This is a genomic window from Pseudomonas berkeleyensis (assembly GCF_014109765.1).
GTDB classification, from domain to species: Bacteria; Pseudomonadota; Gammaproteobacteria; order Pseudomonadales; family Pseudomonadaceae; genus Aquipseudomonas; species Aquipseudomonas berkeleyensis.
The window spans coordinates 3,704,797-3,716,720 of the sequence record NZ_CP059139.1 but is presented as its reverse complement, the minus strand read 5'-3'; the positions used below and the strand labels follow the sequence as shown (position 1 = coordinate 3,716,720).

At 62.9% G+C, this 11,924-nt stretch carries 13 protein-coding genes; 9 read left to right on the top strand and 4 right to left on the bottom strand.

What is annotated here, in order from left to right; all coding sequences use genetic code 11:
• Positions 1 to 36 precede the first annotated feature (36 nt).
• Together HS968_RS17220 and HS968_RS17215 are read left to right on the top strand one after the other, a co-directional pair.
• Positions 37 to 639, top strand: a complete 603-nt coding sequence (locus HS968_RS17220; RefSeq protein ID WP_182367474.1) for an RNA polymerase sigma factor — start codon at positions 37 to 39, stop codon at positions 637 to 639.
• Entirely contained in the window at positions 633 to 866 is a 234-nt protein-coding gene (locus HS968_RS17215) for an anti-sigma factor family protein (protein WP_182367471.1), read from the top strand. Before HS968_RS17220 ends, HS968_RS17215 begins: the two co-directional genes overlap by 7 nt.
• A gap of 266 nt (positions 867 to 1,132) precedes the next feature.
• Here HS968_RS17215 and HS968_RS17210 read toward each other — a convergent pair whose 3' ends face one another.
• The 3 genes from HS968_RS17210 to HS968_RS17200 form a co-directional block, all read right to left on the bottom strand.
• Positions 1,133 to 1,855: a hypothetical protein gene (locus HS968_RS17210; protein WP_182367468.1), complete on the bottom strand. Its 723-nt coding sequence runs from the start codon at positions 1,853 to 1,855 to the stop codon at positions 1,133 to 1,135.
• A 92-nt stretch (positions 1,856 to 1,947) separates the two neighbouring features.
• Positions 1,948 to 2,337, bottom strand: coding sequence for a hypothetical protein (locus tag HS968_RS17205; protein ID WP_182367465.1), 390 nt, complete (start codon positions 2,335 to 2,337; stop codon positions 1,948 to 1,950).
• A 98-nt stretch (positions 2,338 to 2,435) separates the two neighbouring features.
• Positions 2,436 to 2,843 carry a hypothetical protein gene (locus tag HS968_RS17200; RefSeq protein ID WP_182367462.1) on the bottom strand — a complete coding sequence of 136 codons (408 nt, stop codon included), beginning with the start codon at positions 2,841 to 2,843 and terminating at the stop codon, positions 2,436 to 2,438.
• 486 nt (positions 2,844 to 3,329) lie between these two features.
• On the opposite strand from HS968_RS17200, the gene HS968_RS17195 reads away from it, so the two are divergent.
• Genes HS968_RS17195 through HS968_RS17180 form a run of 4 tightly spaced genes read left to right on the top strand, consistent with a single transcriptional unit; the run spans position 3,330 to position 5,798 of the window.
• On the top strand, positions 3,330 to 3,623 hold the full coding sequence (locus HS968_RS17195) for an HvfA family oxazolone/thioamide-modified RiPP metallophore (protein WP_072425981.1): 294 nt from the start codon (positions 3,330 to 3,332) through the stop codon (positions 3,621 to 3,623).
• A 20-nt stretch (positions 3,624 to 3,643) separates the two neighbouring features.
• The gene (locus HS968_RS17190; RefSeq protein ID WP_182367459.1) at positions 3,644 to 4,486 is read left to right on the top strand and encodes an HvfB family MNIO-type RiPP peptide maturase; all 843 of its coding nucleotides are present in this window, start codon (positions 3,644 to 3,646) and stop codon (positions 4,484 to 4,486) included.
• The gene (locus HS968_RS17185) at positions 4,483 to 5,193 is read left to right on the top strand and encodes an HvfC family RiPP maturation protein (RefSeq protein WP_182367456.1); all 711 of its coding nucleotides are present in this window, start codon (positions 4,483 to 4,485) and stop codon (positions 5,191 to 5,193) included. Before HS968_RS17190 ends, HS968_RS17185 begins: the two co-directional genes overlap by 4 nt.
• A 5-nt stretch (positions 5,194 to 5,198) precedes the next feature.
• Positions 5,199 to 5,798: an HvfX family Cu-binding RiPP maturation protein gene (locus tag HS968_RS17180; RefSeq protein ID WP_182367454.1), complete on the top strand. Its 600-nt coding sequence runs from the start codon at positions 5,199 to 5,201 to the stop codon at positions 5,796 to 5,798.
• Here HS968_RS17180 and gliR read toward each other — a convergent pair.
• The gene (gliR, locus tag HS968_RS17175; protein WP_182367452.1) at positions 5,795 to 6,829 is read right to left on the bottom strand and encodes an AraC family transcriptional regulator GliR; all 1,035 of its coding nucleotides are present in this window, start codon (positions 6,827 to 6,829) and stop codon (positions 5,795 to 5,797) included. The two genes, HS968_RS17180 and gliR, sit on opposite strands and share 4 nt — an antisense overlap.
• Before the next feature lie 125 nt (positions 6,830 to 6,954).
• On the opposite strand from gliR, the gene HS968_RS17170 reads away from it, so the two are divergent.
• The 3 genes from HS968_RS17170 (at position 6,955) to HS968_RS17160 (ending at position 11,835) form a co-directional block, all read left to right on the top strand.
• Positions 6,955 to 8,550: an FAD-binding oxidoreductase gene (locus HS968_RS17170; RefSeq protein ID WP_182367449.1), complete on the top strand. Its 1,596-nt coding sequence runs from the start codon at positions 6,955 to 6,957 to the stop codon at positions 8,548 to 8,550.
• A 2-nt stretch (positions 8,551 to 8,552) separates the two neighbouring features.
• The gene (locus HS968_RS17165) at positions 8,553 to 10,124 is read left to right on the top strand and encodes a glycerol-3-phosphate dehydrogenase/oxidase (RefSeq protein ID WP_182367447.1); all 1,572 of its coding nucleotides are present in this window, start codon (positions 8,553 to 8,555) and stop codon (positions 10,122 to 10,124) included.
• Positions 10,125 to 10,275: 151 nt separating this feature from the next.
• On the top strand, positions 10,276 to 11,835 hold the full coding sequence (locus HS968_RS17160; RefSeq protein WP_182367444.1) for an FGGY-family carbohydrate kinase: 1,560 nt from the start codon (positions 10,276 to 10,278) through the stop codon (positions 11,833 to 11,835).
• Positions 11,836 to 11,924: the final 89 nt, after the last annotated feature.

Below are 11,924 nucleotides of genomic sequence, written 5' to 3'. Positions count from 1 at the left end.
TCGGCTTCGTGCGCAGGCTTGACCTACGGGAGTTCCATGTCCGATTCCGATCTCTTGGGCCGCCTGCTCGCCGGTGAGCAGAAGGCCTACCGCGAGCTGGTGGCGCGTTATCAGGGGGCGATGCGCGCGGTGGCCTACGCCATCGTCGGCAGCCGCCACGCCGACGAAGTGGTGCAGGATGCCTGGCTCGCCGTGGTGCGCAGCCTGGCAGGCTTTCAGGAGCGCGCCAGCCTCAAGACCTGGCTGCTGACCATCACCGCCAACACCGCCAAGACCCGCCTCAAGCACAACCGCCGCGAGGTGCTGCTCGACGACCTGGCCGCGCCGCATGGCACGGTGGGTGACGAGCGCTTTGCCGACGACGGTCACTGGCTGCTGGCGCCCCATGCCTGGCATCAGGACAGCCCCGAAGCCCTGCTCACCGAGGACGAATTGCGCCAGTGCCTGGAACACACCCTGGCCAGCCTGTCCGAACTGCAGGCCAGCGTGCTGGTGCTGCGCGAGCGTCAGGGCCTGGAGCTGGAGTCGATCTGTAATCTTCTCGACATCTCTCTCTCCAATGCTCGTGTGCTGCTACACCGGGCACGCCTGAAAGTCTTCGCCACCCTGGAACATTTCGAGGAGACAGGCCAATGCTGACCTGCAAGGAACTGGTCGCTCACTCCAGCGATTATCTCGACGGCCAACTGACCTTGCGCCAGCGCCTGGCCGTGCGCGCCCACCTGGCCATGTGCGGTAACTGCCGGCGTTTTATCCGTCAGATGAAACTGACCCAGGCAGTGATCCGGCAGATGCCGGAGGAGGAGCTACCCGAACTCGACGTCTTGGCCGAGCGCCTGGCGCAAAACCGGCGTAATCAGGGGTGAGCGAGAGCGTTGTTGGTTTTTCGGATATCCACCCCAGGAACAGGGCGAGTCCTGCAGCGGATCAAGGCCGATAACAATCATGGCCCCCGCGATCGATTGAACGCTTGGCCCCCGCTGCGCGAACTTCAGAATGACCAGGGTGGAAAAGCCCAGAACAGGTCGGGTATGCGAATGCAACCGCGCTGGCGACAGGTGCAAAAGCAAAGCTTCGCTCACTGCTTGTGGGGATAGTCCATATGCGACTAGTTAGGCCAAACCCAGGTGCTTTAACCATTTTCGACCTCAGGGCTAGGTTGCTCTATGCGCCAATTCCATACACTTGGCGTGTAGCCAATCTCTTCGGCTGCTTCGCCGGCAGTTATGACAACCAACTTGTTGCCGTACACGTCTTTGAACGCAAAGGAACATTCAGCGAGACCTGTGGGACACACCGATTGGATCTCGTAATAACCCTTCTTCCAGAAGTAGTCGCCATTGCCAAAGGTCATATCCCAATCGCCTCCTCGCGACCAGTGGTTCATGTATGGCTGCCACCCGGCGTGAATAAGCATTTCACGGGCCTGATCATAGTCATGTCCGCCGATACGCGGCAGAGGGGCATGTAGCGCCAACGAAGGCTGAGGAAAGAACTCAGAGTGCTGCGGCGCCCCCATTCCTCGGAGAGCCTCTCCTTCTGCTGCCACCTTCCAACGATAGAGCGTTGAGGATGAATAGGCTTGGGCATCGGTGTCGATGAGCTTGGCGCAGTTTTGGCATAGCCATATCGCGTTCTCGATAGATGCTCTATCTTCTGAGGATGCGCTTGGGTCGAATCGTGGCCCGCCTGATGCCGCCGCAGTAATGTGGGCGGCAACGCCAAGATTAATGGACTTACTAGCGTCGCTGTGTGGCCCACTGGTTGGTGCTCTGCAGGTTGGATTTGAACAACGTAAGCCAACTCGCCTTGCTAAAACGTCCTTTGTTACTTTGGAAAAATCATCGCGAGGCATATGTTTCACAGGGAGCTAAAGTTTGGTTAAGGGGCGGGCTTTAGCCCGTCCCAGTGAGCGAAGAGAACGGTTTGAACCAATTGTTAGAGCCGTTAGCCCAGAGTTGCTTTGCATGACGGGCATGACCATTTTCCGAATGTTCTAAATGCCCCGGATAGTGATGAAACTCTTACCTTTAGACTCTTGGTGTCAAAGCATGCTGTGCAAAATAGACCATCTTCTCCGTCGAATGCATAAGCACCGTCTGACAGCTTTGGAGCTTGGCTCGATCGTTGGTTGATAATTTTCTTTTGTGATTCGTTTTCTTCAAGAGCCTCTGCAAGAGCAATTTTTAAGTTAGCTGTTTCAAGCTTTGCATCTGCTAGCTCTACAGAAAGATCAGCTACAAGAATTTTGAAATCCGCATCTTCTATCTTTTTAGATAAAGCACGAAGCTTGCCAACGATTTCAATTGCGCTTTGAAGTGAGGCGATGACATCCATGATTCTTCCTCTAGGCTCTAACGATTAAGCTAACGGGCGGACAAAGGCGCAGCTTTTGGACGTCCAGCGAGCGGAGTGAGCGGTAGTTGAGCGCATTGTTAGGTGCGACTCCTCTCTTGATAATAGATCCTTTTCTTTGAGATTCGCTCGGCATCATCAATACCGTAATCCACACAAACCATTCTCCCTGCAACCACTCCCCAGTTTTCAGCCTTATATTCAATGTCGACATTGGGGTAGTAATCGCTGTAATCCTGATCGTTTGCGGATTTAACCTCCTCAAACGTAACCGGCTGGGATGCTCTGTCCATAACAAGAATAAGACCAAGAGGGCCGCAGAACCGAACGGGGCATAAGTGCTCCCACCCAAACTTCGGCCTCCATTTTCTCCATATCTCTGCTTCCCATCTGTTGCAGCGTGCCCCGCAGGTAATATTCCTTATTCGAGGTATTTTTATTGCCCATCTTGATGCAATGAAGACTCTTCGATAGACCCCTGTGGGCATGCTTTGGACACCTAACAGTGATTAGATGGATGGCGGTACTAATCCGATAGTAGAACCTTCCATCTAGCTCCGCACCATCCCGTTTCGCTTCGCACGAAAAATCCCTTCCAATCATGGCCTTATCGCTGTGCTCCGGCAGTCCGCTGTATTCGCTTGACCTCTTCTTTTTGCTCCAGCATTGCGCCTGGCACACCGCGCGGTGGATGTTCGGCTTCTGACTATCGAAAGCCTCGCCGCTGAAGCGCCTCCCACGGTGCGGTGGATGTTCCTGTGCCTGTGGGAGGGGTTCTCGGCTCTGGCATCCTGCTTCGCTCTACCTCCTGCATCCATGCAGTCGTAGCCGCGACTGGTGGCGGGCAAAGCGCCCCCGGATTTCATCCGGGCTACGAAAAATTTCAGCCTCTCTGTAACGCCCGCATCCCTGCCTCGTCCATTGCTGCGAGGGCGCCAACCTGGCCCCGTAGTCGAAACCGATGGAGAGATGCCATGAAACAACTCAATACCCTGACTGCCACCCTGGGCGCCGCACTGCTGACTTCCGTGGCCTTCACTGCCCATGCCGCCAGCAACCCCTTCGCTGCGCAGGAACTGGCCAGCGGCTACAGCCTGGCCGCTGCCGAGAAGGCGCAGGAAGGCTCCTGTGGTGAAGGCAAATGTGGTGGCGAGATGAAAGCCGACAAGGAAGGCAAGTGCGGCGAGGGCAAGTGTGGGGCCGAGAAGAAGGCTGACGCCGAGGGTAAATGCGGCGAGGGCAAGTGCGGCGGCGAGAAGAGCGAGTAAGGGCAAGGGGAGGACGGATCATGCGACTCGCAAATCTCACCGGCGCCGGCCTCGGCCTGCGGCGCGGGCTGCTCGCCGAGTTGATTAGCGATCATGCCAGCGGCGCCGACTTTCTCGAAGTGGCGCCGGAGAACTGGATCGGTGTCGGTGGCCGGCTGGGCAAGCAGTTGCGCGCCCTGAGCGAACGCCGGCCGTTGCTGTGCCATGGTCTGTCCCTCAACCTCGGCGGCTTCGCGCCGCTGAACCTGGATTTGCTGCACGCCATCAAGGGCTTTCTCGACGCGCATGGCGTGCTGGCTTACAGCGAGCATCTGTCGGCCTGCGCCGACGACGGCCAGCTGTATGACCTGATGCCGTTGCCGTTTTCCGAAGAGTCTGTGTTGCGCATCGCCGAGCGCGTGCGCATCGTGCAGGACGTGCTGGAGCGGCCGCTGATCATCGAGAACGTCTCGGCCTACGCGCGCCTGCCCGGCGAGCTGGACGAGGCGGATTTCGTTTGCGCCGTGCTGGAACGTGCCGACTGCCAACTGCTGCTGGACGTCAACAACGTCTACGTCAACAGCCTGAACTTCGGCTTCGATGCCGAGGCTTATATCGCTGCGATGCCCAGTGAGCGCATCGCCTATTTGCACGTCGCCGGGCATTACGACCAGGCGGCAGACCTGAAGATCGATACCCACGGTGCGCCGGTGATCGATCCGGTGTGGGCGCTGCTGAGCAGCGCTTATGCGCTGCATGGTGTGCGCCCGACGCTGCTGGAGCGCGATTTCAACTTCCCGCCGCTGGCCGAGCTGTATGCCGAGCTGGCGCATATCCGCAGCCTGCAACAGGCTGTGCAACCGCTGGGCAGGTATGGCACATGAGCGGCGTTCAGCAGCAGCGCGACTTCGCTGCACGTATTCGCCAGCCTGAGGCGCAGTCTTTGCTGCCGGGCATCAAGGCCGAGCGCATGGCGGTCTACGAGGAGCTGTTCTTCAACAACGTCGCCAGCCTGGTCGGAGGCGCCTTTCCGGTGCTGCGCGGGATTCTCGGGGCAGAGCGCTGGCAGCGGTTGATGCGGGCGTTCTTCGCCGAGCATCGGGCGAGCACGCCGTACTTTCTCGAGATCAGCCAGGAGTTCATCGCATGGCTGCAGCAGGGCTATCGCGCTGAGCCTGACGACCCTGCGTTCATGCTGGAGCTGGCGCACTACGAGTGGGTCGAGTTGGCCCTGGATGTCAGCGATGCGCAGTTGCCCGAGCGCGGCTGGTCGCCATTGGCCTGGCCGCTGGCGTATCGCTGGCCGGTTCAGATGATCGGTGCCGATCACTGCCCGGCGCAGCCGTCTGCCGAGCCGACCTGCCTGCTGGTTTGGCGTGATCGCCAGGATCAGGTGCGCTTCATGCAACTGGCGCCGTTCGCCTATCAACTGGCGCTGCGGCTGCAGGCCGGCGAGCCGCCTGTGCAGGCGCAGCTGGAGTTGGCCGCGGCCCATGGCCTGGCCGCTGATCGCAACTATTTCGACAATGCCCGCGCGCTGCTGGATGACTGGCAGGCGCGCGATATCTGGTTTCCGTATCCCGAGGACTGACCGCCATGATCGCTTTGCTCAATCGCTTCCAGGACGCGCTGGAGGCCACCCGGCGCCTGGATTTTCTCGGCCCGCTGTTGCTGCGCCTGTATCTGGTGCCGGTGTTCTGGATGGCCGGTATGCAGAAACTTTCCGATATCGATGCCACTGCCGCCTGGTTCGGCAATCCCGACTGGGGCCTGGGCCTGCCGTTTCCCGAGCTGCTGGCCTGGGCGGCGGCGCTGACCGAGGCCGGCGGCGCCATCCTGCTGCTGTTTGGCTTTGCCGTACGCTGGATCAGCATTCCGCTGATCATCACCATGCTGGTGGCGATCTTCGCCGTGCACTGGCCCTATGGCTGGCAGGCGATTGCCGACCCGTCCGCACCCTTCGCCAACGAGCGCGTACTGGCGGCTGCGGAGAAGCTGGAACGGGCGCGGGGCATCCTACGTGAGCACGGTAATTACGACTGGCTGACCGCCAGCGGCAAGTTCGTGGTGTTGAACAACGGCATCGAGTTCGCCGCCACTTACCTGGTGATGCTGCTGGCGCTGTTCTTCAGTGGCGCGGGGCGTTGGCTGAGCCTGGATTACTGGCTGGCGCGACGTTTCAGGTATTCGCGCTAGCCCAGCGGATTGTCCCGGCGCCGGCTCTCGCGAAACTCGCCCGGCGTCTGCCCGGTCCAGCTCTTGAAACTGCGGTGGAACGAGCGTGATTCGGTGAAGCCCAGGTAGCAGGCGATGTCCTGAATCGCCAGATCGCTGCGCAGCAGGTAGTGCTCGGCCAGTTCCTGGCGTAGCTCGTCGAGAATCTGCTGGTAGCTGGTGCCGGCCTGCTGTAGATGACGCTGCAGCGTGCGCACGGTCATGTCGAACTTCTCCGCTACCCGTTCCTTGCGCGGCAGGCCGTCCTTGAGCAGCAGGCGCAGGGCATTCTTCACCCGGCGCGGCAGCGGTTCGTCGTCATCCAGCCCGGCCATCAGGGTCAGGGCATGTTCTTCCAGTGTGCGCAGCAGATTGGCATCGGCCTGGCGCAGCGGCACGCCGAGATAGTCCAGCGGCACCAGCAGGGCGTTGCAGGGCTGTTCGAACAGCACCGGGCAGCCGAACAGTTGCTGGTATTCGGTCAGGTCGGTGGCGGCCGGTTGCGCGTGTTCGAACCAGACCTCGCGTGGCGAATGCTCGGAGTCAGCGATCCAGCGGGCGTACAGCAGCCAGGAGGCGAGCACGTTCTCGACCATATGGCGGCGCACGTCCGGTGCCTGATGTCGGCAGCTCCAGATCAGCCGCACGTGATCCTCGGCCGCCTCGATACGACTGGTGCCCATGTCGCCCACCAGCTTCTCGTAGGGCACGATGCGGCCCATGGCTTCGCCCAGGGTGGCGCAGTTCATGGCGATGTAGCCAAGCACGCTCCACGAGCCGGGCTGCACGAAACGCGCCGCATGCAGGCCGAACAAGGGATCGCCGGAAACCTCCATCAGATGCGCCAGCAGGCGCTCATGCACCTCGCTGGGCATGCGTTTGCCGTTGTCGGCCAGATCCTGCGCGGCAATACCGGCGGCGGTCAGGGCGCGGTCGATGTCCAGGCCGAGCTGTTCGGCCTGACGCAGGTATTTGAGCAGGGCGGGAACCGAGGTATAGCCGAGGTTTTCCATGGATTCTTCTTGTTCTGGGATGCCTGTCTTGATTGGCGATAGTGCTTGTCCCGATTCGACAGTGACGGAAATCGGCGGCTGGCTAGTATAGGCAGCCATAAGTGCTGATCGGAATGGGGGATGCGATGCGACGCTGGAACGGATGGGGTGACGAGGCGACCGAAGTGGAACTGCCGGCCCATGGCGAGGCCTTTCTCGCCGAGCTGGTCGGGCCGGGCCAGCGTCTGGCCGACGCCAGCCTGCAGGATGTGTTGGCGCGGGTGCCGGCGTCGCGTCTGGTGCCGCATCCGTTGATCAGTCAGGACGCCGAAGTGCGCGTGCGTCACGCCCGCGGCCAGAGCCTGCCGGACTGGCTGGCGATGCGCTCCGGTGACTTCGGTCTGTTTCCCGATGGCGTCGCCTGCCCGGAAAGCGCCGAGCAGATTCGTGAGCTGCTGGCCTGGGCGCAACAGCATGACGTGACCCTGATTCCCTACGGCGGCGGTACTTCGGTGGCTGGCCACATCAACCCGCAGGCTGGCCAGCGCCCGGTGCTGACCCTGTCGCTGGAGCGCATGACGCGCCTGCTGGATATCGACGAGGACAGCCTGATCGCCACCTTTGGCCCCGGCGCCAATGGCCCGCAGGTGGAAAGCCAGCTGCGCGCCCGTGGCTATACGCTTGGCCACTTTCCACAGTCCTGGGAGCTGTCCACCCTCGGTGGTTGGGTCGCCAGCCGCTCCAGCGGTCAGCAGTCGCTGCGTTACGGGCGCATCGAGCAATTGTTCGCGGGCGGCAAGCTGGAGACCTTCGCTGGCACCCTGGAGATTCCGACATTCCCGGCCTCGGCCGCAGGGCCCGATCTGCGCGAGCTGGTGATGGGTTCGGAAGGGCGCTTCGGGGTGATCTCCGAGGTGCGCGTGCGCATCAGTCGCCTGGCCGAGCAGGAGCGTTTCTACGCGGTGTTCCTGCCCAACTGGCAGCAGGCGCTGAGCGCCATTCGTAGCCTGGCGCAGGCGCGCGTGCCGCTGTCCATGCTGCGCCTGTCCAACGCCATCGAAACCCGTACCCAGTTGGCCCTGGCCGGTCACCCGCAGCAGATCGCGCTGCTGGAAAAATACCTGGCCCTGCGCGGCGCCCGCGACGGCAAGTGCATGCTGACCTTCGGCGTCACCGGCAGCCGGGTGCAGAACGCCGCTTCGCTGAAACAGGCGCGGCGCCTGCTGAAAGGCTTTGGCGGCGTGTTCACCGGCACCCTGCTGGGCAAGAAGTGGGAGCAGAACCGCTTCCGCTTCCCTTACCTGCGTCATGGCCTGTGGGAGCGCGGCTACCTGGTGGACACCCTGGAAACTGCCACCGACTGGTCGAACGTCGAGAACCTGCTGAACAAGGTCGAAGCCAGCCTGCGTGACGAGCTGACCGGCGACGGCGAGCGGGTGCACGTGTTCACCCACCTGTCGCACGTCTACGGCGAAGGTTCGAGCATCTACACCACCTACGTTTTCCGCCCCGGTACCGACTACGCCGAGGCCATGGCGCGCTGGCAGCGGCTCAAGGCGGTGGCCAGCCGTACCATTGCCGAGAATCGCGGCACCATCAGCCACCAGCACGGCGTCGGCCGCGACCACGCCCCTTACTTGGCCGCAGAGAAGGGCGAGCTGGGTATGGCCACGCTGCGCAGCCTGGCCACGCATTTCGATCCCGACCAGCGCCTGGCGCCTGGCGTGTTGCTGCAGGACTGAGCATGGAGCCCTGGAATGCCACCTGGCGCACGCGCGCGCTGCCTGAACTGGCCGCGCGCGACTGGGATCTGCTGGTGATCGGCGGCGGCATCTGCGGCGCCGGTATCCTCCGTGAGGCGGCGCGGCGTGGCTGGCGCTGCCTGTTGCTGGAGCAGCGCGATTTCGCCTGGGGGACGTCCAGCCGCTCGTCGAAGATGGTGCACGGTGGCCTGCGCTATGTCGCCAAGGGCCAGTTGGGGCTGACCCGTGACTCGGTGCGCGAGCGCCAGCGCCTGCTTGGTGAGGCGCCGGGGCTGGTGGAGCCGCTGAGCTTCGTCATGCCGCACTACCGCGGCGGTTTTCCCGGACCGAAGGTATTCGGCGGTCTGCTCAGCCTCTACGACGCCCTGGCCGGCAAGCGCAACCATCTGTTCTATCCGCTGCAGCAACTGCGTTACCTGGCGCCAGGCATTCGCGAGGACGGCCTGCTTGGTGGCACGCGCTTCTTCGATGCGGTGACCGATGATGCCCGCCTGGTGCAGCGCGTGCTGGGCGAGGCGCGCGCCGAGGGCGGCGAGGCACTCAACGGCATGCGCGTGGTCGAGTTGCTGCGTGAAGCGGGGCAGGTGGTCGGTGTGCTCGCCGAGGATGTGGAAACGGGCACTCAGTACCGCCTACGCAGCCGCGCCGTGGCGCAAGCCACTGGTGCCTGGGCCGACCGCCTGCGCCAGCCCGGCAATGGCCGCATTCGTCCGCTGCGTGGTAGTCACCTGCTACTGCCGAGCTGGCGCCTGCCGGTGGCGCATGCCTTCAGTTTCATGCACGCGGCTGATGGCCGGCCGGTATTCGTCTTCCCCTGGGAAGGCGCAACGGTGATCGGCACCACCGATCTCGATCATGCTGACGAGCTCGACCGTGAAGCCGCCATCAGCACCGAGGAGGTCGACTACCTGCTGGCTGCCTGCGCCCAGCAGTTCCCGGCTGCGCAGGTGAGCCTTGCCGACGTGCTGTCGACCTGGGCCGGCGTGCGCCCGGTGGTGAGCGATGGCAATGCCGGGCTGAAACCTTCGGACGAGAAGCGCGAGCATGCGCTGTGGATCGAGCCGGGCAGTGTGACGCTGGCCGGCGGCAAACTGACCACCTTCCGTCTGCTGGCGCTGGAGGTGCTGCGTGCCTGTGCCGGATTCGTCGGCAAGCCGGTGGATGATCGTGGCTGCGCCGTATTCCGTGACTGCACGCCGCCAGCCATGCCGCACCTGAGTCTGGCGCAGCAACGCCGGCTGCTTGGCCGTCATGGCCGGCAACTGAAGGATGTGCTGCGCTTGATCACGGAGATTGGCAGCGATTGCGTCGCCGGTACCGACACTCTGTGGGCTGAACTGGCCTGGGCTGCCGAAGGCGAGCTGGTGCTGCACCTGGACGACCTGCTGCTGCGCCGCACGCGCCTGGGTCTGCTGCTGGCCGAAGGCGGCCGCGCTGAGTTGCCGCGTATCCGTGCACTGTGCCAACCAAGGCTGGGCTGGAGCGATGCACGCTGGCAGCAGGAAGAGGGCGATTACCTGGCGTTGTGGCAACGCTGCTACAGCCTGCCATGACCCGGATCGCACTCCCCGTAGGGTGCGCCGTGCGCACCAACTCAGGTCTGCCAGTTGTAGCCCGGATGTAATCCGGGGATGAGTGAAGATGCCGCTCCCGGATTTCATCCGGGCTACGCATGGGCATAGGTATAACAAGAAGGATCACACCTTGAGCGAACCAAGCTACCTGCTGAGCATCGACAACGGCACCCAGAGCGTGCGGGCGCTGCTGTTCGATACCAACGGCAACCTGCTCGCCAAGGGCAAGGTCGAGCTCGACCCCTATTTCTCCAGCCAGCCAGGCTGGGCCGAACAGGATCCGGAGTACTACTGGGCCAGTCTCGGCGAAGCCTGCCGCCTGCTGTGGCAGCAGGTGGATATCGACCGCAGCCTGATCCGCGGCGTTGCTGTTACCACCCAGCGCGGCAGCATCATTCACGTCGATGAGCAGGGCGCACCGCTGCGCCCGGCAATTCTCTGGCTCGACCAGCGTCGCGCTGATGTGGCGGGGCGTATCCAGGGCCTGTGGGGCTGGTTGTTCAAGCTGGTGCGCGCCGAAGAGGCGGTCGATCACTTTCGTGGCCAGGCCGAGGTCAACTGGGTTGCCCAGCATCAGCCGGACATCGCCGATCGCGCGCACAAGGTGCTGTTGCTCTCGGGTTTTCTCACCCATCGCCTGTGTGGCCGCTTCGTTGACTCGACCAGCAGTTGCGTGGCCTACCTGCCGTTCGATTACAAGCGCCTGTGTTGGGCCGCGCCCGGCGACTGGAAATGGCAGGCGCTGAAGGTGCGCCGCGAGCAACTGCCCGAGCTGTTCAAGCCGGGTGAGCGACTGGGCCAGATCAGTGCCGAGGCCAGCCGCCATACCGGTATTCCCGAGGGACTGCCGCTGATCGCTGCCGGCGCCGACAAGGCCTGCGAGGTACTGGGTTCCGGTGCGCTGGAGCCCAGCACGGCGTGCCTCTCGTACGGCACCACGGCCACCATCAACACCACGCGCAGCCGTTACCTGGAAACCATTCCGCTGATCCCGCCGTATCCGGCGGCGCTGCCGAACCACTTCAACACCGAGGTGATGATCTACCGCGGTTTCTGGATGGTCAGTTGGTTCAAGCGCGAGTTTGGCCTGCGCGAGATGCAGCGTGCCGAGGCGTTGGGCGTACCGCCCGAGGCGCTGTTCGACGAGTTGGTCAACGCGGTGCCGCCGGGTTCCATGGGCCTGATGCTGCAGCCGTACTGGACGCCGGGAATCCGCGAGCCGGGGTTGGAAGCCAAGGGTTCGATCATCGGCTTTGGCGACGTACATACCCGCGCGCACCTCTACCGCGCGATCTTGGAGGGGCTGGCCTATGCCCTGCGTCAGGGTAAGGAGCGTATCGAAAAACGTTCAGGCACCCGTATCGAGCGCCTGCGCGTTTCCGGCGGTGGTTCGCAGAGCGATGCGGCGATGCAGCTGACGGCCGATATTTTTGGTTTGCCGGCCGAACGGCCACATCTGTACGAGACCAGCGGCCTGGGCGCGGCAATCAACTGCGCGGTGGGCCTGGGGCTGCATGCGGACTATCCGACAGCCATCGCCGCCATGACCCGCGTCGGCCAGGTATTTCAGCCCAACCCTGCGGCGCAGCGCACCTACGAGCAGCTCTACGGGCAGGTTTACCAGCGCATGTACCGCCAGCTCAAGCCGCTGTACCAGCGCATTCGCAAGATCACCGGCTACCCGGCGTAGAGCATGCGGTGGGCGTATGGACGTAGGGCGGACTCAGGAGCGAAGCGAACAGTCCGCCGCTCCTCGGTGTTACACAAATCCAGCGGCGT

Excerpts from the sequence above, each read along its gene's own strand:
- HS968_RS17220 (WP_182367474.1), top strand. The coding sequence starts at position 37 with ATGTCCGATTCCGATCTCTTGGGCCGCCTGCTCGCCGGTGAGCAGAAG.
- HS968_RS17215 (WP_182367471.1), top strand. The coding sequence starts at position 633 with ATGCTGACCTGCAAGGAACTGGTCGCTCACTCCAGCGATTATCTCGAC.
- HS968_RS17210 (WP_182367468.1), bottom strand. The coding sequence starts at position 1,855 with ATGCCTCGCGATGATTTTTCCAAAGTAACAAAGGACGTTTTAGCAAGG.
- HS968_RS17205 (WP_182367465.1), bottom strand. The coding sequence starts at position 2,337 with ATGGATGTCATCGCCTCACTTCAAAGCGCAATTGAAATCGTTGGCAAG.
- HS968_RS17200 (WP_182367462.1), bottom strand. The coding sequence starts at position 2,843 with ATGCCCACAGGGGTCTATCGAAGAGTCTTCATTGCATCAAGATGGGCA.
- HS968_RS17195 (WP_072425981.1), top strand. The coding sequence starts at position 3,330 with ATGAAACAACTCAATACCCTGACTGCCACCCTGGGCGCCGCACTGCTG.
- HS968_RS17190 (WP_182367459.1), top strand. The coding sequence starts at position 3,644 with ATGCGACTCGCAAATCTCACCGGCGCCGGCCTCGGCCTGCGGCGCGGG.
- HS968_RS17185 (WP_182367456.1), top strand. The coding sequence starts at position 4,483 with ATGAGCGGCGTTCAGCAGCAGCGCGACTTCGCTGCACGTATTCGCCAG.
- HS968_RS17180 (WP_182367454.1), top strand. The coding sequence starts at position 5,199 with ATGATCGCTTTGCTCAATCGCTTCCAGGACGCGCTGGAGGCCACCCGG.
- gliR (WP_182367452.1), bottom strand. The coding sequence starts at position 6,829 with ATGGAAAACCTCGGCTATACCTCGGTTCCCGCCCTGCTCAAATACCTG.
- HS968_RS17170 (WP_182367449.1), top strand. The coding sequence starts at position 6,955 with ATGCGACGCTGGAACGGATGGGGTGACGAGGCGACCGAAGTGGAACTG.
- HS968_RS17165 (WP_182367447.1), top strand. The coding sequence starts at position 8,553 with ATGGAGCCCTGGAATGCCACCTGGCGCACGCGCGCGCTGCCTGAACTG.